At 69.3% G+C, this 21,375-nt stretch carries 17 protein-coding genes; 12 read left to right on the top strand and 5 right to left on the bottom strand.

The features are described 5' to 3' along the window. Positions 1-119 precede the first annotated feature (119 nt). The 7 genes from WDC82_RS22270 (at position 120) to WDC82_RS22240 (ending at position 7,938) form a co-directional block, all read left to right on the top strand. Complete coding sequence (locus WDC82_RS22270) at positions 120-1,379, top strand: sarcosine oxidase subunit beta family protein (RefSeq protein WP_340119617.1); 1,260 nt, start codon at positions 120-122, stop codon at positions 1,377-1,379. 168 nt (positions 1,380-1,547) lie between these two features. Then, positions 1,548-1,829 carry a sarcosine oxidase subunit delta family protein gene (locus WDC82_RS22265; protein ID WP_340119616.1) on the top strand — a complete coding sequence of 94 codons (282 nt, stop codon included), beginning with the start codon at positions 1,548-1,550 and terminating at the stop codon, positions 1,827-1,829. Then, the gene (locus WDC82_RS22260; RefSeq protein WP_340119615.1) at positions 1,826-4,804 is read left to right on the top strand and encodes a sarcosine oxidase subunit alpha family protein; all 2,979 of its coding nucleotides are present in this window, start codon (positions 1,826-1,828) and stop codon (positions 4,802-4,804) included. The genes WDC82_RS22265 and WDC82_RS22260 overlap by 4 nt, the downstream gene beginning before the upstream one ends. Continuing rightward, positions 4,797-5,408 (top strand): sarcosine oxidase subunit gamma family protein, encoded by a 612-nt coding sequence (locus WDC82_RS22255; RefSeq protein WP_340119614.1) that lies wholly within the window; start codon positions 4,797-4,799, stop codon positions 5,406-5,408. Before WDC82_RS22260 ends, WDC82_RS22255 begins: the two co-directional genes overlap by 8 nt. Positions 5,409-5,450: 42 nt before the next feature. Next, positions 5,451-6,449 carry a LysR family transcriptional regulator gene (locus tag WDC82_RS22250; protein ID WP_340119613.1) on the top strand — a complete coding sequence of 333 codons (999 nt, stop codon included), beginning with the start codon at positions 5,451-5,453 and terminating at the stop codon, positions 6,447-6,449. A 6-nt stretch (positions 6,450-6,455) separates the two neighbouring features. After that, complete coding sequence (locus tag WDC82_RS22245) at positions 6,456-6,824, top strand: glyoxalase superfamily protein (protein ID WP_340119612.1); 369 nt, start codon at positions 6,456-6,458, stop codon at positions 6,822-6,824. A 193-nt stretch (positions 6,825-7,017) separates the two neighbouring features. Next, positions 7,018-7,938 (top strand): sulfite exporter TauE/SafE family protein, encoded by a 921-nt coding sequence (locus WDC82_RS22240; RefSeq protein WP_340119611.1) that lies wholly within the window; start codon positions 7,018-7,020, stop codon positions 7,936-7,938. On the opposite strand, the gene pgi is transcribed toward WDC82_RS22240, so the two are convergent. The 5 genes from pgi to zwf form a co-directional block, all read right to left on the bottom strand. After that, positions 7,935-9,575 carry a glucose-6-phosphate isomerase gene (pgi, locus tag WDC82_RS22235; protein WP_340119610.1) on the bottom strand — a complete coding sequence of 547 codons (1,641 nt, stop codon included), beginning with the start codon at positions 9,573-9,575 and terminating at the stop codon, positions 7,935-7,937. The genes WDC82_RS22240 and pgi overlap by 4 nt on opposite strands. Positions 9,576-9,589: 14 nt before the next feature. Beyond that, a complete protein-coding gene (gene eda, locus WDC82_RS22230; protein WP_340119609.1) occupies positions 9,590-10,255 on the bottom strand; it encodes a bifunctional 4-hydroxy-2-oxoglutarate aldolase/2-dehydro-3-deoxy-phosphogluconate aldolase in 666 nt (221 codons plus the stop codon). Then, on the bottom strand, positions 10,252-12,078 hold the full coding sequence (gene edd, locus WDC82_RS22225; RefSeq protein ID WP_340119608.1) for a phosphogluconate dehydratase: 1,827 nt from the start codon (positions 12,076-12,078) through the stop codon (positions 10,252-10,254). Before edd ends, eda begins: the two co-directional genes overlap by 4 nt. A gap of 70 nt (positions 12,079-12,148) precedes the next feature. Continuing rightward, positions 12,149-12,862, bottom strand: a complete 714-nt coding sequence (gene pgl / locus WDC82_RS22220) for a 6-phosphogluconolactonase (protein WP_340119607.1) — start codon at positions 12,860-12,862, stop codon at positions 12,149-12,151. Then, entirely contained in the window at positions 12,862-14,337 is a 1,476-nt protein-coding gene (zwf, locus tag WDC82_RS22215; protein WP_340119606.1) for a glucose-6-phosphate dehydrogenase, read from the bottom strand. Before zwf ends, pgl begins: the two co-directional genes overlap by 1 nt. A 277-nt stretch (positions 14,338-14,614) precedes the next feature. Between zwf and WDC82_RS22210 the strand changes: the two genes are divergently transcribed. The 5 genes from WDC82_RS22210 to WDC82_RS22190 all read left to right on the top strand — a co-directional run bounded on the left by WDC82_RS22210 (position 14,615) and on the right by WDC82_RS22190 (position 21,189). Beyond that, positions 14,615-15,811, top strand: coding sequence for a PQQ-dependent sugar dehydrogenase (locus WDC82_RS22210; RefSeq protein WP_340119605.1), 1,197 nt, complete (start codon positions 14,615-14,617; stop codon positions 15,809-15,811). A 128-nt stretch (positions 15,812-15,939) separates the two neighbouring features. Then, entirely contained in the window at positions 15,940-17,160 is a 1,221-nt protein-coding gene (locus tag WDC82_RS22205) for a multidrug effflux MFS transporter (protein ID WP_340119604.1), read from the top strand. Positions 17,161-17,335: 175 nt separating this feature from the next. Next, positions 17,336-18,742, top strand: a complete 1,407-nt coding sequence (locus tag WDC82_RS22200) for a hypothetical protein (RefSeq protein ID WP_340119603.1) — start codon at positions 17,336-17,338, stop codon at positions 18,740-18,742. Between the two features lie 147 nt (positions 18,743-18,889). Beyond that, the gene (locus WDC82_RS22195) at positions 18,890-20,050 is read left to right on the top strand and encodes an iron-containing alcohol dehydrogenase (RefSeq protein WP_340119602.1); all 1,161 of its coding nucleotides are present in this window, start codon (positions 18,890-18,892) and stop codon (positions 20,048-20,050) included. A gap of 17 nt (positions 20,051-20,067) precedes the next feature. Beyond that, the gene (locus WDC82_RS22190) at positions 20,068-21,189 is read left to right on the top strand and encodes a mandelate racemase/muconate lactonizing enzyme family protein (protein ID WP_340119601.1); all 1,122 of its coding nucleotides are present in this window, start codon (positions 20,068-20,070) and stop codon (positions 21,187-21,189) included. Positions 21,190-21,375: the final 186 nt, after the last annotated feature.

Below are 21,375 nucleotides of genomic sequence, written 5' to 3'. Positions count from 1 at the left end.
TCCACCATCGCCCCTGCCGATCCATTCGATTGAATAATCCGATAGTGTCGCCCGGCGCTGGACCCGGACGCACCGCCGCGCCCTAATGGCCCGACTTCAGTCCCGGGATTCCTTTCGACATGGCGCGTTATTCGGTCTTTTCGCTGCTCGGCAATGCCTTGAGCGGCAACAGGAATTGGGAGCGCGTGTGGCGCTCGCCGGAGCCCAAGCCGGCCTATGATGTCATCATCATCGGCGGCGGCGGGCACGGCCTCGCCACCGCCTACTACATGGCCAGGAACCACGGCATCACCAACGTGGCGGTGCTGGAGAAGGGCTGGCTGGGCGGCGGCAACATCGGGCGCAACACCACCATCGTGCGCTCCAACTACATGCTGCCGGGCAACGCCTATTTCTACGAGCACTCCATGAAGCTGTGGGAGGGCCTGTCGCAGGACCTGAACTACAACGTCATGTTCTCCCAGCGCGGCGTGCTGAACCTGGCACACACGCCGAGCCAGATGGATGCCTACGCACGGCGCGGCAATGCCATGCGGCTGCACGGCATCGACGCCGAGTTGCTGGACCGCGACCAGGTGGCGAAGTACGCCCCGGGCATCGACATGTCGGCCAAGACGCGCTTTCCCGTTGCCGGCGGCCTGCTGCAGCCGCGCGCCGGCACCGCGAGGCACGATGCGGTCGCCTGGGGCTTCGCCTACGGCGCCGACCGCCAGGGCGTCGACCTGATCGAGAACTGCGAGGTCACCGGCTTCCTGCGCGAGAACGGCGCCATCACCGGCGTCGAGACCTCGCGCGGAGTCATCAGGGCCGGCAAGGTGGGCGTCGCCGTCGCCGGCAACACATCGGTGGTGCTGCAGAAGGCGGGCCTCAACAACCTGCCCATCGAAAGCCACGTCTTGCAGGCCTTCGTCTCGGAGTCCCTGAAGCCGCTCATCGACGGCGTGGTGACCTACGGCGCCGGGCACCTCTACATCTCCCAGTCCGACAAGGGCAGCCTGGTCTTCGGCGGCGACATCGACGGCTACAACTCCTACGCCCAGCGCGGCAACCTGCCGATCGTGAAGCACGTCGCCGCCGCCGCCGTGACGCTCTTCCCCAACCTCGCGCGCCTGCGCCTCTTACGGTCCTGGGGCGGCATCATGGACATGTCGATGGACGGCAGCCCGATCATCTGCAAGGGGCCGATGCCGGGCCTCTACATCAACGCCGGCTGGTGCTACGGCGGCTTCAAGGCCACGCCGGCCTCGGGCTGGTGCTTCGCCCACACCATCGCCAACGACGCGCCGCACGAATACAACGCCGCCTTCACCCTGGAGCGCTTCGCCCAGGGCCGCGTCATCGACGAGCGCGGCGCCGGGCCGCGTCCCGAGTTGCACTAGGAGCCGAAGGATGCAAGCCGCTTCCCGCCTCGTCCTTCGAGACGCCGCCTGCCGGCGGCTCCTCAGGATGAGGCTCCTTTCTTTCATCGACCTCATGCTGAGGAGGGCCGCAGGCCCGTCTCGAAGCACGAGGTCGATCGGCAACGCCTTGCGCAACGGAGCCGCCCGATGCTGATCCCCTGCCCGCACTGCGGCCCGCGCGACGTCGGTGAGTTCACCTACGGCCGCGAAGCCGGCAAGGCACGTCCCGACCCCGCGAGCGCTTCGCCCGAAGACTGGAACGACTACGTCTTCTACCGCGACAACCCGCGCGGCCGCCATGTCGAGTACTGGCACCACGGCCAAGGCTGCCGCCTGTGGCTGAAGGTGACGCGCGATACCGTGAGCCACAGGATCGAAGGCGCCGAGGTCGTCGGCCCCTGGGCCGCGCGCACGGGGAGCGACGCATGAGCGGATACCGCCTTCCCCAAAGTGGTCTTGGCGTCGGCCAGGCCATCGACCGCGGCAAGCCGCTGAGCTTCACCTTCGACGGAAAACGCTACCAGGGTTTCGCCGGCGATACCCTGGCCTCGGCGCTGCTGGCCAGTGGCGTCGACCTGTTCGGGCGCAGCTTCAAGTACCACCGCCCGCGCGGACTGATCTCCGCCGGGGTCGAGGAGCCCAACGCGCTGGTCACCCTGCGCAGCGGCGCGCGGGCCGAGCCCAACACCCGGGCGACGGTGGTGGAACTGTTCGACGGCCTGGAAGCCGTGAGCCAGAACCGCTGGCCCTCGCTCGGCTTCGACGTCATGGCGGTGAACGGGCTGGCCGGGCCGATCCTCTCGGCGGGCTTCTACTACAAGACCTTCATGGGTCCGACGCGCAAGGCGTGGATGTTCTACGAGCATTTCATCCGCAAGGCCGCCGGCCTCGGCGCCGGCACCACGCTGGCCGACCCCGACCGCTACGAGGAGATGAACGCCTTCTGCGACGTCCTGGTGGTCGGCGCGGGCGCTGCGGGCCTGATGGCGGCGCTGGCCGCCGCGCGCAGTGGCGCCCGGGTGATTTTGGCCGACGAACAGGCAGCGCCGGGCGGCGCCCTGCGCGGCGATGCCGTCGCGAGCGACCTGCTCGCCGAACTCGCCGCGCTCGAGAATGTGACCTTGCTGCCGCGTACCACGGTCTACGGCTACTACGACGACAACACGCTGGGCGCCGTCGAGCGTGTCGCCGACCACCTCGCCGTGCCGTCGGAAGGCCAGCCGCGCGAGCGCCACTGGACCATCCGCGCGCGCCGGGTGGTGCTGGCCACCGGCGCCATCGAGCGCCCCATCGTATTCGGCGACAACGACAAGCCGGGTGTGATGCTGGCCGATGCCGGCCGGATCTATGTGCAGCACTACGGCGTCGCACCGGGCGAGCAAGTGGCCCTCTTCACCAACAACGACGGCGCCTACCGCAGCGTCGCCGCGCTCAGCGCGGCGGGCGCGAAGGTCACCGCCATCATCGACGCGCGCCGCACGATCGGCGCGCAGGCACAGGCGATCGCGCAGGCCTCAGGCGCCGAGCTGCTGCTGGGCCATGCCGTCACCCGGGCGCTCGGCGGCCAGCGGATCAGCGGCATCGCCGTGGCACCTTTCGACCCCGCAAGAGGGGCCAGCGATACGGCCCGCCAGATCGCCGCCGACTGCCTGCTGGTCTCCGGCGGCTGGACGCCGACCCTCCACCTGGCGAGCCAGGCCGGCGGCGCGGCGCGCTGGGACGACACCCTGACCGCCTTCCTGCCCGGCGCTCCGACGCAGCCCTGGCGGGCCGCCGGCGCCTGCAACGGAGCACTCGGCACGGCGGCGGCGCTGGCCGAAGGCGCCAGGGCCGGCACCGAGGCCGCCGAGTCCTGCGGCCTCGCCGCGCCTGCCGTCACGCTGCCGAAGATCGCCGACGAGCCGCTCGCCGACGCGCCGCTGCCGGTGTGGGACGCGCGACCGCCCCACGGCAAGGGCAAGGCCTTCGTCGATTTGCAGCACGATGTCACGGCCTCGGATGTGTCGCTCGCGCACCGCGAAGGTTTCCGCTCGGTCGAACACCTGAAGCGCTACACGACGCTGGGCATGGCGACCGACCAAGGCAAAACCTCCAACGTCATCGGCCTCGCGCTCATGGCGCGGGAGCGCCAGCTCTCCATTCCCGAAGTCGGCACGACGCGCTTCCGACCGCCCTATACGCCGGTCTCGCTCGGTGCGCTGGCGGGCCAGGCGCGCGGCGGCCACTTCCGTCCGACGCGCCGCACGCCGATGCACGACTGGCACATCGCCAACGGCGCCGAGATGATCGAGGCCGGCCTCTGGTTGCGCCCGCGCATTTACGCCCAAGGCAGCGAAACCGTCGAACAGGCCTACGTGCGCGAAGCCCGTCAGGTGCGCGAGAGCGTCGGTATGGTCGACGTCTCCACCCTCGGCAAGATCGACGTACAGGGACCCGACGCCGCCGAGTTCCTCAACCGCGTCTATTCCAACGGCTTCCTGAAGTTGCCCGAGGGCAAGGCGCGGTACGGCCTGATGCTGCGCGAGGACGGCTTCCTTTGGGATGACGGCACCACCTGGCGCCTCAGCGATACGCAGTTCCTCATGACCACCACGACCGCGAACGCCGCGCCGGTGCTGACGCAGCTGGAATTCCTGCTTGCGGCGGTGTGGCCGGAACTGAAGGTGGCCGTCACCTCGGTGACGGAGCAGTGGGCCGGCATGGCGGTCTCCGGGCCGAAGAGCCGCGCCGTGCTTGCCGCCGCGCTCTCCGACATCGACGTCTCGAACGAAGCGTTGCCCTTCATGGGCGTGCGCAAGGGCAGCCTGGATGGCATGCCCGTGCTGGTCGCCCGCCTCTCCTTCTCCGGCGAGCTGGCCTATGAGGTCTACTGCGGCGCCCATCACGGCGAGGCGGTGTGGACGCGCCTGCTCGCGGCCGGCAAGCCTTTCGGCATGATCCCCTACGGCGTCGAGGCGCTGGGCACCCTGCGCATCGAGAAGGGCCATGTGGCGGGGCCGGAGCTGGATGGCCGCACCACCGCCGCGGATCTGGGCCTGGGCGGCATGGTATCGTCGAAGAAGACCTTCATCGGATCTTCGATGCTGGACCGCGAGGGCCTCACCGATCCCCGGCGCCTGAAGCTGGTCGGCCTGGTTTCCGCCGACGGCGGCAAGATCCGCGCCGGCGCGCACCTGGTCGCCGCCGACGACAAGGGGCAACCGCCCAAGAGCCTCGGCCATGTCACCTCCACCACCTACAGCCCGGCGCTGGAGAAATACATCGCGCTCGGCCTGCTGGAGGACGGCCCGCAGCGCATCGGCGAAAAGCTGGTGGCCACCTATCCCCTGAAGAACATCGATGTCGCGGTCGAGGTGGTGTCGTCGCACTTCTTCGATCCGGACGGGAGCCGCATGCATGTCTGACGCGATCTCGCCTCTGAAAGGTCATGCCGAGCCTTGCACGGCCGGGCGCGGCGCGCCCGGCGTAGAGCTGGCCGAGCGCGCGCTGGTCTCCCTGGTCCAGGTCGCCGCCTGGCCCGATACCGCCGAGCAGGTGGAAGGCATCGTCGCCTCACTGACCGGCTGCGCGCCGCCACAGGGGCCCAGCGGCTCCAGCGGCGATGCCGAGGGCGCCATCCTGGCCATCGCGCCGGGACGCTGGCTGGTGGAGAGCCGCGACCCGCGCCTCGCCCAGCGCCTCGCCGGGCAGATCGGCCCCGATCTGGGCGCCGTCACCGACCTCTCCCACGCCCGCGTCGCGATCCGGGTCAGCGGGCCGAAGGCCACCTGGGTGCTGGCCAAGGGCCTCGCCCTCGACCTCCATCCCACGGCTTTTCCGCCGCTCAAGGTGGCGCAGTCTGCCATCCACGAGGTCGGCGTCATCCTGCGCCGCGTTTCGCCAGACAATCTCGGGGGAGAGAGCTTCGACCTTTATGTCTACCGGGGCTTCGCGCTATCGTTCTGGGACTGGCTGACCGAGGCGGCGGCGGAGACCGGCTACCGCGTCTCCCGGCCCGGCAGCGCTTAGGATCGCTTCGGCGGTCCGTCATTCTGGGACCGCTGATTTTTCATGGACCTGCCACAGAGCTTCGATCTGAGGGCGCTACGCGTCTTCGTCATGGTGGCGGAGGCCGGCGGCATGACCTCGGCGGCCAAGCAGCTGGGCCTCACCCAGTCCAGCGTCTCGCAGATCGTCGGCAACCTGGAAGAGGCGCTGGGCAGCGAGCTCTTCGACCGCTCGGTCCGCCCGCTGGCGCTGACCGCCGCCGGCACCACCCTCTACGAGCGGGGCCGCGTGATTCTGGCCGAGGCCGGCGACCTCTACCGCGGCCTGCGCGACCGTGACCTGCGCCAGCTCTCCAGCCTCACTCTCGCCATGGCCGAGAGCATCGCAAACACGGTGGGACCGCTGCTGGTCGCCGAGCAGCGCCAACTCGCCAAGCGCTGGCGCATCTGGGCCGGCATCTCGCCCGACAATCATGCGGCGCTGCTGAACCACACGGTGGACGCGGTGGTCACCACCACCGACGAGCTGGACGGCGTCGAGGGTCTGGAAAGCCACGCCATTCTGACCGAGCCCTTCGTGCTGGTCTTCCCGGCAAGCTACGACGGGCCGGCGGAGCCGCTGGAGGCCCTCGCCGCCATGCCCTTCGTGCGCTACTCGCTGCGCTCGGCGATCGGCCGCCAGATCGAGGGGCAGCTGAACCGCCTGCGCCTCAACGTGCCCATCGAGGTGGAGTTCGATACCGCCAGCAGCCAGCTGTCGGCGGTGGCCGACGGCATGGGCTGGAGCCTCTCGACGCCACTCTGCCTGTTGCAGGAGATCCGCCAGATCGAGCGCCTGCGGGTCGAGCCGCTGAAGCGCGGGCGCTTCTCGCGGCCGATCTCCCTGGTCGCGCGGCGCGGCGACCTCGGCGCCACGCCGGAGGTGCTGGCCGCCGCCGTGCGCGACATCCTGAAGCGCCGCCGCCTGCCGGATCTCTTCGCCGCCCTGCCGTGGCTGTCCGAGCTCATCACCTGGCCGGAGGAGCCGCGGCCGAACCTCAGAAGCATCGACGGAAGCCGCTAGCCCGTCATGAAACTTACAGCACCCATCCCTGTCCTGCGCATCTTCGACGAGGCCAAGGCGAAGGCGTTCTATGTCGACTGGCTGGGCTTCACCGTCGACTGGGAGCACCGCTTCGGCGACGACTTCCCGCTCTACCTGCAGGTTTCCCGGGATGGCTGCGTGCTGCATCTCTCCGAGCACCACGGCGACGCCACGCCGGGCAGCCGCCTGCGGATCCACTGCGACGACATCGACGGCTTCGCCACCGACCTGAAGCAGCGGCCGTACAAGTTCGCGCATCCCGGCGCCCCGGAGAAGATGCCCTGGGGCACGCGCGAACTCACCCTGGGCGACCCCTTCGGCAATCGGCTGACCTTCTCCAGCCCGCCGGGTTGAGAGGTTCGCCCTTGCCATACCCGTGGTGTCGTCCGGGGAACAGCTCCGAAACGACAGGGGCAGAGGCGCCGGCAGCGGCCAACCGGCTCGACAACGCTCCGCCACTGGACTAGAACGGATGAGCGCCCGCCCTGCACCGCAGGCCGCCGCATTTAAGCTCTCTCCACACCCACCTGGCACAAGCTCCGCTCTCATGGAGATCTATCTTCCCATCGCCGGACTTTCCGAGGACCTCTTCCTCATCCTCGGCCTCGGGGCGGGCATCGGGCTGCTGTCGGGCATGTTCGGCGTCGGCGGCGGCTTTCTGCTGACCCCCTTGCTGATGCAGATCGGCATTCCGCCGGCGGTCGCGGTGGCCACGGCGGCGAACCAGGTGGCCGGGGCCAGCGTCTCCGGCTGCATCGCGCACTGGCAGCGGCGCAACGTCGATATCAAGATGGGCCTCATCCTGCTGGCCGGCGGCTTCGCCGGATCGACGGCCGGCATCTGGCTGTTCGGCGTGCTGAGCGCGCTGGGCCAGATCGAGCTCACCATTTCGCTGTGCTACGTGATCCTGCTGGGCGCCCTCGGCACCCTCATGTTCGTTGACGCGCTGAACATGTACCTGCGCCAGCGCAGGACCGGCAAGCCGGTCGGCCGCGGCGCGCACCGCCACACCTGGATCCACCGCCTGCCCTGGAAGATGCGCTTCCGCCGTTCGCGGCTCTACATCTCGGCGCTGGTGCCGCTGGGAGTCGGCTTCTGCGTCGGCGTGCTCTCCGCCATCATGGGCGTGGGCGGCGGCTTCGTCATGGTCCCGGCGATGATCTATCTGATCGGCATGCCGACCAGCGTCGTCGTGGGCACCTCGCTGTTTCAGATCATCTTCGTCAGCGCCAACGTCACCATCCTGCAGGCGGCCACCAACCAGACCGTCGACGCGGTGCTGGCGATCCTGCTGCTGGTCGGCGGCACCATCGGCGCTCAGATGGGTGCCCGCCTCGGCGCACGCCTGCGCACGGAGCAGCTGCGCATCCTGCTCGCGCTCATGGTGCTGGGCATGGCGATCGACGTGGCCTTCGACCTGACGGCCACGCCGGAAGACGTCTACTCGATCACGTCGGACACGCCCTAGCGCGAACGCAGTTTCGTCACTTCGGCCAGCAGGCCGACGGTCGAGCCGTCGCGGCCTTCCGCGGCCTTGTCCCCTTTCAGCATCGGCAGGATCTCGCCAGCCAGCTGCTTGCCCAGCTCGACGCCCCACTGGTCGAAGGAGTTGATGCCCCAGATGCGCCCCTGCACGAAGACCTTGTGCTCGTAGAGGGCGATGAGTCGGCCGAGGGTGCGCGGGGAGAGCTTCTTGTAGAGCAGCGTATTGCTGGGGCGGTTGCCGGGGAAGACCTTGTGCGGCAGCAGGGCCGCGACCGCCTTCCTGTCCAGGCCGGCGGCCTCCAGCTCGGCGCGCGCCTCTTCGATCGTCTTGCCGCGCATCAGCGCTTCGGACTGGGCCAGGCAGTTGGCGATGAGCTGGACATGGTGGTCGCCGAGGTTTTCATGGGGCTCGGCGGCGACAAGGAAATCGCAGGGCACCACGTCGGTGCCCTGATGCAGCAGCTGGTAGAAGGCGTGTTGTCCGTTGGTGCCGGGCTCGCCCCAGACGACAGGCCCGGTCGCCTCGGCCACCGGATGGCCGGTCAGCGTCACCCGCTTGCCGTTGGATTCCATGTCGAGCTGCTGCAGGTAGGCGGTGAAGCGCTCCAGGCGCTGATCGTAGGGCAGCACCGCCTGGGCGGGAAAACCCCAGACGTCGCGGTACCACACACCGATTAGCGCCAGGATCACCGGCAGGTTGGCACTGAGCGGCGCCGAGCGGAAATGCTCGTCCATCTCAAAGCCGCCCTGCAGGAACTCGGCGAAGCGGGCGGGGCCGATAGCGATCATCACTGGCAGGCCGATGGCCGACCACACCGAGTAGCGCCCGCCGACCCAGTCCCAGAAACCGAAGATGCGGTCCTCGGCGATGCCGAAGGCAGCAACCTTGTCGAGCGCGGTCGAGATGGCGGCGAAGTGGTCGGCGACCGCTTCCTCGCCCAGCGCCGCGACCAGCCAGGCGCGCGCCGAGCGGGCGTTGGTCATGGTCTCCAGGGTGGTGAAGGTCTTGGAAGCGACGAGGAACAGCGTCGTTCTGGGATCGAGTCCCTTCAGCGTATCGCTGAGGTGGGCGCCGTCGACGTTGGAGACGAAGTGGCAGGTGAGGCCCTCTTGCCCGTAGGGCGAGAGGGCGCGGGTCACCATCGCCGGGCCGAGGTCGGAGCCGCCGATGCCGATGTTCACCACGTCGGTGAAGCGCTCTCCGGTCGCGCCGCCGATGGCGCCCTCGCGCACGCCCTCGGCGAAGGCGGCCGTGGCGTCCAGCACCTCGCGCACGTCGCTCATGACGTCGTGGCCGTCGACCAGCACCGGCCGGTCGGCGCGGTTGCGCAGCGCGGTGTGCAGCACCGCCCGCCCCTCGGTCGCGTTGATCTTCTCGCCGCCGAACATCGCCTCGCGGGCCTCTTCGACCCCGGCCGCGCGCGCCAGGACGAGCAGCTTCTCCAGCGTCTCGGGAAGGATGAGGTTCTTCGAGAAGTCCAGCAGCAGGTCGTCGAGCCGGAGGGAGAAGCGGTCGAAGCGGTCGGGATTCTCGGCGAAGAGATCCCTGAGGCGGCTGCCCTTCATCTCCCAGTGATGGGCGCGCAGGGCTTCGAAGGCCTGTTCAACGGCTGCCGTCATGATGCCGAAAATTCCTAAGCTGTGAGTGAGGCGGCGTCGCGCGACGCATTGAGCTGCGCGGCGTCCCGCGCCAGGGCCTCGATGGCCGCCCAGTCGCCGGCGGCGACCTTATCGGCGGGCGCTACCCAGGAGCCCCCGACACAGACCACGTTCGGCAGGGCAAGATACTTGGCCGCGCTGTCGCGCGCGATGCCGCCGGTCGGGCAGAAGCGGATGCCGGCCAGCGGCTGCGACAGCGCCTTCAGGTAGGCGGCACCGCCGGCGGGCTCGGCGGGAAAGAACTTCTGGAAGCCATAACCCTGCTCCAGCAGGGTCATCGCCTCCGAGGCCGTCGCCGCGCCGGGCAGCAGCGGCACCGGGCAGTCGCGCACGGCGGTCAGCAGATCCAGCGAGGCACCCGGGGACACCATGAAGCGGCAACCCGCCTTCACGGCGTCGTCGACCTGTTTTGCGGTCAGCACTGTGCCGGCGCCGACCACCGCGCCCTCGACCTCGCCGGCGATGGCGCGGATCGACTGAAGAGCCGCTTCCGTGCGGAAGGTCACCTCGATGGCCTTGAGGCCGCCGGCAACCAGCGCGCGCGCCAGCGGCACCGCCGTCGCCACGTCGTCGATCACCAGCACCGGCACCACCGGCGCCAGCCTGAGGATCGCCTCGATCCCCTCTTGTCGTTGTGTCACAAGGTTCCTCCAAATACATGCGCGCCCTGGTCGGCGGGACCGGCCGCCGCCCGGAAGGCCGCGAAGAGCTCGCGACCCAGGCCGTAGTGGCTGGACGTCAGGTCCTCGGTCACCACCGTGCGTTTGGCCCACTCGGCCTCCGGCACCTTGACGGTCAGCGTCCCGGCGACGGCATCGACGCACAGGATATCACCGTCGCGCAGCTTGGCGATGGGACCGCCGCAGGCCGCCTCCGGCGTCACGTGGATCGCCGCCGGCACCTTTCCCGAAGCGCCGGACATGCGCCCGTCCGTGACCAGCGCCACCTTGAAGCCGCGATCCTGCAGCACGCCCAGCGGCGGCGTCAGCTTGTGCAGTTCCGGCATGCCGATCGCCTGCGGACCCTGGAAGCGCACCACGGCGACGAAATCCTTTTCCAGTTCGCCGGCCTTGAAGGCGGCCATGAGATCGTCCTGCGAATGGAAGATCACAGCCGGCGCCTCGATGACGTGGCGTTCCGGCTTCACCGCCGAGGTCTTGATGACCGCGCGGCCGAGATTGCCGGTGAGCATCTTCAGGCCGCCGTTGGGCGAGAAGGCGATGTCGCGGCCGACCAGCACCGACTCGTCGTGACTCTTCTTGGCCGCGGGCTGCCACACCACGGCGCCGTCGTGGGTCAACTTCGGCTCCTGGCGATAGTTGTCGAGCCCCTGTCCCCAGATCGTCATCACGTCGCCGTGCAGCAGCCCGGCGTCGAGCAGCTCCGAGATCAGGTAGCCCATGCCGCCGGCGGCGTGGAAGTGGTTCACGTCGGCGAGGCCGTTGGGATAGATGCGGCAGAGCAGCGGCACCGCGTCGGAGAGATCGGCGATGTCGTCCCAGGTGAGTTTGATGCCGGCCGCCGCCGCCATGGCGACAAGGTGCAGGGTGTGGTTGGTCGAGCCGCCGGTGGCATGCAGACCGACCACGCCGTTCACCACGGCGCGCTCGTCGATCATCTCGCCGACTGGCGTGTAGGCGTTGCCCAGCGCGGTGATGGCCAGCGCGCGCTTGGCCGCCTCGGCAGTGAGCGCGTCGCGCAGCGGCGTGTTGGGATTGACGAAAGAGGCGCCGGGCAGATGCAGCCCCATGATCTCCATCAGCATCTGGTTGGAGTTGGCGGTGCCGTAGAAGGTGCAGGTGCCGGGGCCATGGTAGGACTGCGATTCCGCCTCCAGCAATTCGGCGCGGCCGACCTTGCCTTCGGCATAAAGCTGGCGGATGCGCGCCTTTTCGTCGTTGGGCATGCCGGACGGCATCGGTCCCGCGGGGATGAAAACCGCCGGCAGATGGCCGAAGGTGAGCGCGGCGATGACGAGACCCGGCACGATCTTGTCGCAGACCCCGAGGTAGACCGCGGCGTCGAACATATTGTGCGACAGCCCCACCGCCGCCGCCATGGCGATGACGTCGCGCGAGAACAGCGACAGCTCCATGCCCGGCTGGCCCTGCGTGACGCCGTCGCACATGGCCGGCACGCCGCCGGCCACCTGCGCGACGCCGCCGACCTGGCGCGCCGCCTGCTTGATGAGTTCGGGAAAGCGCTCCAGCGGCTGGTGCGCCGAGAGCATGTCGTTGTAGGCGGTGATGATGCCGAGGTTGGGCACCACGTCGCCCTTCAGCGCCTGCTTGTCGGTGACGCCGCAGGCGGCGAATCCATGTGCCAGGTTGCCGCAGGACAGCGTCGAGCGGTGCGGCCCCTTGTCGGCAGCGCGGCGCAGTCGGTCGAGATAGGCCTGCCGCGAGTCACGGCTGCGCTCACGCAGGCGTTCGGTCACGTCGTGCACGCGATCATGCAGTGTCATTGGACCTCTCCTTGCTTTGCGCCGTTGCCGGGCCCTGCGCCCTTTGTTCGTGCCTGCACGGGGGCTGGCGTTAAGGGCACCAGTAGATCTCAGGCGGCGGCCGCCGGGCGCGCAGCACCGCGCGGACCGGCATCTCTTCGGCTGTGCCATTATTCAATGCTTCGCCGAGCACCGCCGTCTTATCCGCTCCCTCGATATGAAGATAGACCGCCCCGGCGGCCAGGATGAGGGGCAAAGTCAGGGTGATGCGCGGCTCCCCGGCGCCCGGCGCGCGCATCGGGACCACCGGCGCGCCGCCGGACGGGTCCAGCGCCTCACCGAGACGATCGCCTTCCGGGAAGAACGAGGCGGTGTGCCCGTCGGTTCCCATGCCCAGCACCACCACGTCCAGCGGCAGCGGCAGCGCGGCAATACGCCCCGCGATCTCGGGCAGGCCCTTCTCCGGGCCCGCGGCCGCGCTTACCAGTCCGACGAAGCGCGCGGCCGCCGCCGGCCCCTGCAGCAGACCGGCGCGGACCAGCGCCTCGTTGGAGCGCTCATGATCGACCGGCACCCAGCGCTCGTCGACCAGCGTCACGATCACCTTGGCCCAGTCGAGCGGCTTTGCCGACAGCGCGGCAAAAAACTTCGCGGGCGTGCGCCCGCCGGAGACCGCGAGGATGGCGACGCCGCGCGCGGCAAGGCCCGCTTTGAGCTTGGCCGCAACAGCATCGGCCAAAGCGACCGCGAGCGCGGCGCCGTCGGGAAAATCGTGGCGTACGAGCGATTTGGCGTCGCCGCCCACTAGGCGACGTCCTCGTACCAGGTGCGCCCGTCGCGTTCGATGAGGGCGACCGAGGCGCTGGGGCCCCAGGTGCCGGACGTATAGGGTTTCGGCGCGTCGCCCTTGTTGCGCCAGGCGTCCAGGATCGGATCGACCCAGCGCCAGGCGGCATCGACCTCGTCGCGGCGCATGAACAGCGTCGGGTTGCCGCGCACCACGTCCATCAGAAGCCGTTCGTAGGCATCCGGATTGCGGCCGCCGAAGGCCTGCGCGAAGCTCATGTCCAGCGGCACGTGACGGAGGCGCATGCCGCCCGGCCCCGGATCCTTGATCATGATCCACAGCTTCACGCCTTCATCCGGCTGCAGGCGGATCACCAGGCGGTTGGCCGCCACGCTGCCGGCGTCGACGCCGAAGATGGAATGGGGGATCGGCTCGAAGGCGACGACGATCTCCGAGACGCGGCTGGCCAGGCGCTTGCCGGTGCGCAGGTAGAAAGGCACGCCGGCCCAACGCCAATTGGCGATCTCCGCTTTCAGCGACACGAAGGTCTCGGTCCGCGAGCCATTGCCGATCTCCTGGGCATAGGCATTCACCGCGCCGCCCGCCGAGGCCCCGGCGGCGTACTGTCCGCGCACGGTCAGCCGCTCGACGTTGCTCATGTCGATGGGAACCAGGGCTTTCAGCACCTTCAGCTTCTCGTCGCGCACCGCATCGGCGTCCATCGAGGTCGGCGGCTCCATGGCGACAAGGCAGAGCAGCTGCAGGATGTGGTTCTGCACCATGTCGCGCAGCGCACCGGCGGTGTCGTAGTAGCCGGCGCGCCCCTCGACGCCGATGTCCTCCGCCACGGTGATCTGCACGTGGTCGATGTGGGCGCTGTTCCACAGCGGCTCGAACAGCGCGTTGGCAAAGCGCAGCGCCATGAGGTTCTGCACCGTCTCCTTACCCAGGTAGTGGTCGATGCGGTAGATGTCATGCTCGTCGAAGACGGCGCCGACCGCATCGTTGACCGCCTGGGCGGTCTTGAGGTCCTTGCCGATCGGCTTTTCGATCACCACGCGGGACTGGCGCGTGTTGAGCCTGTGGCGCTGGATGCCCTGGCAGATCGGCCCGAAGAGCTCCGGGTTGACCGCCAGGTAGAACACGCGGATGAAAGCGTCGGCGTTGCCGAGCTTCGCCTTCAACTCGTCCCAGCCGTCCTCGCCGGCCCCGTCGACGGCGACATAGCCGAGGCGGTCGATGAAATGGTCGACGCCGGCCGCGTCGCGCTCGGCGGCGGGGACGTAGCGCTCGATCGCCTCGCGGGCGGCCTGCTTGAAGGCCTCGTCGGACATCGCGCGGCGCGATACGGCAATGATGCGGCTGGGCCCGACGATCTGCCCCGCGCGGTCGCGCTGGAACAGCGCCGGCAACAGCTTGCGGTATGACAGGTCTCCGGTGCCGCCGAAGACGATCAGCTCAAAGGGATCGACGGGGATGGTCTGTGCGGTCAACGGCGGATACTCCGCTAAGCTACGGCCGTGAAATCTTTTTTCGGTGCGCCCGGCACCCCGGCGGCGACTCCGCTGCCTGGCCCGAGGGTACACCTTTCGCCGTCAATAATAAATCAATCTTGTTGACGAACCAGCCCTTCTTACCTGAAGACACCCCCTCTTGCCAAGGCCCTTTTCGCGCCTGCACAAGAAGCGGGGCGCCTCAAACGCATTGACCCCGCCGGCCCCGGCCCCATCTCAGAAAGGCACGCCTCGGCCAACTGGGAGAGCACGACGCATGAACGGACCCCGCACAAACCGATCCGGCCCGGCATCCTCGCGCAAAGGCATGACAGCCGGCATCGCCGCCCTGGCGGCTTGCCTGCTCACCCTTGCCGCAGTCCCGGCGGCGGCACAGGACGCCGTCCAGTCCTCGGAGCAGGCGGATTTCCGCAGCGTCACCCTCGCCCGCGGCCTGGACCACCCCTGGGGCATGGCCTTCCTGCCGGCCAACGGGCCAGGGGATGGCGGCATCCTGATCACGGAGCGCGCCGGCCAGCTGCGCCTGTTCAAGGACGGCGCCCTGCAGCGCGAGCCGATTGCCGGCGTGCCGGAGGTGGCGGCGCGCGGCCAGGGCGGCCTGCTCGATATCGCCCTGCACCCGGACTTCGCCACCAATGGCCTGCTCTACCTCGCCTATGCCGGCGCGGACGGTAACCAAGCCGGCACCGAAGTGGCGCGCGCCCGCTTCGACGGCAGCGCCCTCGACGATCTGGAGGTGATCTTCCGCGCCCAGCCGAAGACGCCGGGCGCCGCCCACTACGGCGGGCGCATCGCCTTCGGCCCCGACGGCAAGCTCTACGTCACGCTGGGCGACCGCCGCAACTACATGGCCGAGGCGCAGAAACTGAGTTCCCACCTGGGCGGCGTCCTGCGCCTCAACGACGACGGCAGCGTGCCGGACGACAACCCCTTCACCGGTCGGCCGGACGCGCTGCCGGCGATCTTCACCTACGGCCACCGCAACGTTCAGGGTATCGCGGTGCACCCGGAAAGCGGCGCGATCTGGACGCACGAGCACGGGCCGCGGGGCGGCGACGAGGTGAACGTCCTCCAGGCCGGCGCCAACTACGGCTGGCCGGAGATCACCTACGGTATCGACTATTCCGGCGCCATCATCTCCGAGGAGACCGAGGCGCCGGGCATGACCCAGCCGGTGGTCTACTGGGTGCCCTCGATCGCGCCCAGCGGCATGGCCTTCTATCAGGGCGAGGCCTTCCCGCAGTGGCGCGGCGACCTCTTCGTCGGTGCGCTGGCCGGACGGCACCTGCGGCGCCTGGAACTGGACGGCGACCAGGTGACCGGCCAGGAGGAGCTTCTGGCCGATCTCGGCGAGCGCATCCGCGACGTGCGCAGCGGTCCCGACGGCTTCCTCTACCTGCTGACCGACAGCGGGCGCGGCAGCCTCATCCGCCTGGAGCCGGCGGCGCCCTAGAAACCTGCGCATCCGCATGCGGGGGTTGCGGCATGGGCATTGGCACACCGCGGGCGAAAGCCGATAGTCTCGCGGTCCCTTCGCCACCGCTTCGCCCACAGCCCCCTTAGTCCAATGACTCCGCTTCGATGACTGGCCGTTCCCTCGCCCTGCCGGCTCTCAGGACGCCGGAGTTCGTTGCTCTTTTCTCGCTGACGACCTCGCTGATCGCGCTCAGCATCGATGCCATCCTGCCGGCCCAGCGCGCCATCGGCGAGGCGCTGGCGGTCACCGATCCCAACGCCACGCAGCTGATCGTCACGCTCTTCATCCTGGGCATGGTGTTCGGCGAAATGTTCTTCGGCCCGCTGTCCGACGCCATCGGGCGCAAACGGGCGATCCTGCTGGGCCTCGCGATCTACGCCGCCGGCACCCTGGTGGCGATGACGGCGGCCAGCCTGGAGGTCGTGCTGCTGGGCCGCGTCATCCAGGGCATCGGCGTTTCCGGCCCGAAGATCGCCAGCCGGGCCCTGATCCGCGATCAGTACCAAGGCGCCGCCATGGCACGCATCATGTCCTTCATCATGATGGTGTTCATCCTGGTCCCGATGCTGGCCCCGGCGCTCGGCCAGGCGATTCTCGTCGTCGCCGACTGGCGCGCGATCTTCTTCGTCTTCCTGGCCATCGCCGCCACCGTGGCTCTGTGGATGCAGTGGCGCCAGCCCGAGACCCTGCCGCCATCCCGGCGCATCCGCTTCTCGCCGGCGCTGATCGTCTCCAACGGCGCGCTCATCCTGCGCCACGCCAAGGTCATGGCCTACACTTTCTCGGCCGGGCTCATCTTCGGCGCCATGCTGCTCTACCTCAGCACCGTGCAGGCGATCTTCATCGACCTCTACGGCGTCGGCGAGAACTTCGCGCTCTACTTCGCCTTCCTCGCGCTCGCCATTGGCCTCGCCGCCTTTTCCAACAGCCAGCTCGTCCAGCGCTACGGCATGCACCGGCTGGCGGTCACCGCCCTCTGCGGCCTGACGCTGTCCTCCACGGTGCTGCTGGCGGTGGCCCTTCTGCACGGCGGCGTGCCGCCCTTCCCCGCCTTCATGGCGATCTGCTTCGCCGCCTTTTTCTGCAACGGCCTGCTGTTCGGCAACATCAATGCCATGGCCATGCAGTCGCTGGGCCGCGTCGCCGGCCTCGGCGCCTCGATGATCGCCTCGATCTCCAGCCTGGTCGCCGTCATCCTCTCGGTGGCCATCGGTCGCCTCTACGACCAGACGGTGGTGCCGCTGGCCTGCGGCTTCCTGCTCGCCGCCGTGCTCTCCCTCGCCCTGGTCCTCGCCGCCCACCGCAGCGCCGCCGGCGACGTGTGACGCGGCAGGCCCGACGGGGTCTTGCCCGGGCGGGGTACCGCTCCGGCGCCGGGCGACACCGCCGAATTGCCTACCCGGCCCAATCGCTTCCGCAGTATGGTTAATCAAATCGTCAAGGTCCGGCCCGGCTTGGCGTCGCCGCTGAACCGGGCCACCGAACCGGGGGAGGTCACCGATGCCTGGATCCCTGCTGCAGGAAGCGCCGCCGCCGTGCGGTCTTCAAACCGCCGCGGACTCCTCCGCCCCCTCCGAGCCCACCGTGCTGGGCATGCGCCCCAAGCCGGCGCTGATCTTCCTCATCCTCGCGTCCCTGGTGCTGACCGCGATCGGCTACACTTGGTGGTCGCAGGGCGGCGTCGACGGCGCCGACCGCTTCTCCGCCTCGGTGGTCTACCGGGTCGGGGTGGTGGTGGTGCTGATGCTGTTCATCCCCTTCACCGCCGTCAGTTTCTACGTGGTGCGACGCGACGTGCGCCGGCGGCAGCTGCGCGAGGACTGCCGCGCGCTGGGGCTGGATTACGAGCACTACTACCACATCTACAAGCGCGAAACGCGGGAGAGCCACTTCCTCTACGCCGTCTGCTTCACATCCGTCGTGACCCTGCTCGGCCTCACCGCCGTCATGCTGGGGATGGAACTCGGCCTCAACGAGAAGCCCAACCTGCTCCTGCTCGGCGCCTTCGAATCAACCGACCTCAAGGCCATGGAGGCCTACCAGACCGGCACCCTGCTGTTCTTCGGCATGGCCTTCCTGGGCGCCTACCTCTGGGGCCTGCAGCACATCCTGCACCGCTACTACACCAGCGACCTGATGCCCGCGGTCTATTACGGCCTGGGCACCCGCATGATCTTCGCGGCGATCATCGCCCTCATGGTCTATCACATGCTGCCCGACATCGCCGGTCCCGGCGGCGGCGAGGCCGGCGTTTCCAGCAGCTTCCTGCCGGCGCTGGCCTTCATGATCGGCATCTTCCCGCAGCGGGCACTGCAGTACCTGACCGACCGCATGAACGCCCTTCTCAGCCCGGCCGTGTCGGCCGCCCGCGAAGTGCCGCTGGAGCTGATCCAGGGCATCTCGGTGAACGACCGTCTGCGCCTCGCCGAGGAGGGCATCGAGTCCTGCTTCGATCTCGCCAATGCGGAGTTCGTGCAGCTGCTGTTCACCACGCCCTACCAGCCGCTGGAGCTGATCGACTGGCAGCTGCAGGCGCGCCTGGTGCTCTATTTCGGCCCGGTGGCCGAAGAGATGCGCGAGCACGGCATCCGTACCATCAGCGACCTGAAACGGCTGGACGATGCCGCCGCGATCGAGCTGGCGGAAAAGACCCGCGCCACCAAGTCGGCGGTCGAGATGGCCCGCGCCCGCGCCGACGACGATGGCGCCGTCGATTTCCTGGAATCCCTGCGCCGCACCCTGGTCGCCGGCCAGGCCATCAAGAAATGCCCCGAGGCCGGCACCGCTGCCGCACGCCAGACCGCGCCGGCCGCCGAACGCCGGGAGCGCGTGGTGATCAGCGCCGCCCCGCTGCCACAGGCCCAGGCACGGCCCGCCGCGGACGGACCCGGCGTCGCGGTTCGGTAATCCGGTCCGGGAAAGCAGGCCCCAGAAAGCAAGTCCCAGAAAGCAAGATAGTCCTGAAGCGACACGCGGGCGGCGGCGAGACGCTTGCCGGCCTTGCCGGTCTGCGCTAATGGCGGGGCTGGCTTTTCCCGCGGCGCAGGACCTTGCATGACTTTCTCCCCCGCCCCCTTCTCGCTCAACGCCGTGCCGGAGATCCACTTCGGGCCCGGCCGCGCCCAGGCGCTGGCCGCTGACGTCCAGGCGGTGGCGCCTGGCGGCAGCAGTGTCCTTGTCGTCGCCGACGCCGCGCTGGTCGCCCTCGGCCTTGCCGCGCCGATCCAGCGCGCCCTCGAAGCGGCCGGCGCGAGCGTCACGCTCTACGCCGAGATCGCCGGCGAGCCCAAGGCCGCTCAGATCGACGCCGCCGCCGAGGCGGCGCGTCACCAGGGTGCCGAGGCGGTGATCGCGCTGGGCGGCGGCTCGGCGCTCGACATCGGCAAGGTGGCGGCCGCCATCGCGCCGGCGGAGGAAGACGCCATGCACTATGCGCTGGCCGCCAACCCGCTGCCGGCCCGGGGCATCCCGTCGATCTGCGTGCCGACCACGGCGGGCACCGGCTCGGAGCTCTCGGCCACCAACGTCTTCGCCAACACGGCCGGCAAGAAGCTGTGGATCTGGGGCCAGGAAACCAAGCCCAAGCGCGTCGTGCTGGACCCCGAACTGACGCTCACGCTGCCGCCCCATCTCACCGCCTGGACCGGCCTCGATGCCTTCGTGCATGCGCTGGAAGCCTGCACCAACCGCAACGCCACCGTCGGCAACTCCCTCACCAGTCACAAGGCCCTGGCGCTGATCGCCGGCGCGCTGGCAACCGCGGTGAAGGAGCCGCAGAATCTCGCGGCGCGCGGCGAATTGCTGCTCGGCTCGGCTTTCGCCGGCATCGCCATCGACAACTGCGGCACCGCCGTCGCCCACAACATCTCCCACGCGCTGGCCGGTCTGGCGCCGGTGCACCACGGGCTCGCCACCGCGCTGGGGCTGGAGGCGACGCTGGCGTGGTCGGTCAAAACCGATGACGGGCAATTCGCGGCCGCCGCCAAGGCCTGCGGCCTTGCCGGTGCCGACCAGTTGCCGGATTGGTACAGCGACCTGATGACCCAGTGCGGCGTCGCGCGGCGCCTGCCCGAAGCCTTCAAGATCTTCGACGCGGCAACGCTGGCCAGCGAGATGCGCGCGCCGGAGAACCAGCCGATGCGCCGCTCCACCGCGCGCGAGGTCACGGACGCCGACATCGACCGCTTCGCCGCCGCCCTCATGACACTCGCCTGAACCGGGAAAGGCCTTTCATGCCGACCATCGCCAAGATCGACGTCAGCCACCACCGCCTGCCGCTCGACCCGCCTTTCGTGGCGAGTTGGGACGGTCGGCCGCGCGGCCGCTTCGACGTCTCCGTCGTGCGGGTGACCGACAGCGACGGCCGCGTCGGCATCGGCTCCGGCGACCTCATGCTGGGCCTCGCGGGCCACGAGGACCTCTTCATCGGCCAGGACCCCCGGCACCTGGAGCGTCACTACGAGGTGCTCTCGCACATCCAGTTCCACTACGGTCGGTGCTGGCCGCTGGACCTCGCGCTGTGGGACCTCACCGGCAAGATCACCGGCGAGCCGGTGTGGCGCCTGCTGGGCGGACGCAGCAACCGCGTGCGCGCCTATGCCTCCTCCGGCGTGCTGCGCGACCCCGGCGCCATGGCCGAGACCGCCGAGCGCTTCGCCGATGCGGGCTTTGCCGCTATGAAGGTGCGCTTCCACCGGGGCAGTCGGGGCGGCGACTGGCGCGACGACATCGCCGCGCTGGAGGCGGTGCGCGAGCGGGTGGGATCCCGCCTGGAGCTGATGGTCGACTGCAACCAGGGTTGGCGCATGCCGTGGGACACGGAGGCGCCCTGGACGCTGAAGGATGCCATCGCCGTGGCGCGCGAACTGGAGCGCCTCGACATCTATTGGATGGAGGAGCCGCTGCACCGCGCCGACCGCGCCGGCATGAAGCGGCTGCGCGACAGCGTCGATGTCCGCATCGCCGGCGGCGAGATGACCCGTGAGCTCTACGAGTTCCGTGACCTCATCGCCGAGGGCTGCCTCGACGTGGTACAGCCGGACTGCGCCCTGGTCGGCGGCATCACCGGCCTGCGCCGCGTCGCCGTCATGGCGCGCGAGTTCGGCGTCGCCTTCACCCCGCACACCTGGTCCAACGGCTTCGGCGTGGTCGCCAATGCCCACCTGACCGCCGGCCTCGGCGAGACCGCCTTCCTCGAGTTCCCCTTCGACCCGCCGGAATGGAGCCTGGAGCGCCGCGACTACCTGCTGGCCCAGACCTTCGATCATCACGACGGCTGGCTGCAGCTCAGCGATGTGCCGGGCTTCGGCGTCGAACTGGACGAGGCCACCCTGGCCGCCACCAAGACCGGCTGAACCCACACCGCAGACGCGCATCGCCCGGCCTCGGCGGATGCTGTGGAATCAATAGGTTGAACCGTTTCCGGCGGCACCACCACCGGTTCAGGCGAATTTCCCGGACGACTTTCTCAACCGGTTAAGCCCGCGTTTACCAAACCGCGCGACAATGCCGGCGCCTCACGGGGAACGATGCCGGTCCGA

The organism is Pelagibius sp. 7325, assembly GCF_037652055.1.
Classification (GTDB): Bacteria; Pseudomonadota; Alphaproteobacteria; order Kiloniellales; family Kiloniellaceae; genus Pelagibius.
Note: the sequence above shows the minus strand (reverse complement) of the source record. Positions and strands in the feature narration are given on the sequence as shown.

Excerpts from the sequence above, each read along its gene's own strand:
- WDC82_RS22260 (WP_340119615.1), top strand. The coding sequence starts at position 1,826 with ATGAGCGGATACCGCCTTCCCCAAAGTGGTCTTGGCGTCGGCCAGGCC.
- WDC82_RS22255 (WP_340119614.1), top strand. The coding sequence starts at position 4,797 with ATGTCTGACGCGATCTCGCCTCTGAAAGGTCATGCCGAGCCTTGCACG.
- pgi (WP_340119610.1), bottom strand. The coding sequence starts at position 9,575 with ATGACGGCAGCCGTTGAACAGGCCTTCGAAGCCCTGCGCGCCCATCAC.
- WDC82_RS22210 (WP_340119605.1), top strand. The coding sequence starts at position 14,615 with ATGAACGGACCCCGCACAAACCGATCCGGCCCGGCATCCTCGCGCAAA.
- WDC82_RS22265 (WP_340119616.1), top strand. The coding sequence starts at position 1,548 with ATGCTGATCCCCTGCCCGCACTGCGGCCCGCGCGACGTCGGTGAGTTC.
- edd (WP_340119608.1), bottom strand. The coding sequence starts at position 12,078 with ATGACACTGCATGATCGCGTGCACGACGTGACCGAACGCCTGCGTGAG.
- WDC82_RS22195 (WP_340119602.1), top strand. The coding sequence starts at position 18,890 with ATGACTTTCTCCCCCGCCCCCTTCTCGCTCAACGCCGTGCCGGAGATC.
- WDC82_RS22250 (WP_340119613.1), top strand. The coding sequence starts at position 5,451 with ATGGACCTGCCACAGAGCTTCGATCTGAGGGCGCTACGCGTCTTCGTC.
- WDC82_RS22190 (WP_340119601.1), top strand. The coding sequence starts at position 20,068 with ATGCCGACCATCGCCAAGATCGACGTCAGCCACCACCGCCTGCCGCTC.
- WDC82_RS22240 (WP_340119611.1), top strand. The coding sequence starts at position 7,018 with ATGGAGATCTATCTTCCCATCGCCGGACTTTCCGAGGACCTCTTCCTC.
- WDC82_RS22200 (WP_340119603.1), top strand. The coding sequence starts at position 17,336 with ATGCCTGGATCCCTGCTGCAGGAAGCGCCGCCGCCGTGCGGTCTTCAA.
- WDC82_RS22245 (WP_340119612.1), top strand. The coding sequence starts at position 6,456 with ATGAAACTTACAGCACCCATCCCTGTCCTGCGCATCTTCGACGAGGCC.
- WDC82_RS22205 (WP_340119604.1), top strand. The coding sequence starts at position 15,940 with ATGACTGGCCGTTCCCTCGCCCTGCCGGCTCTCAGGACGCCGGAGTTC.
- WDC82_RS22270 (WP_340119617.1), top strand. The coding sequence starts at position 120 with ATGGCGCGTTATTCGGTCTTTTCGCTGCTCGGCAATGCCTTGAGCGGC.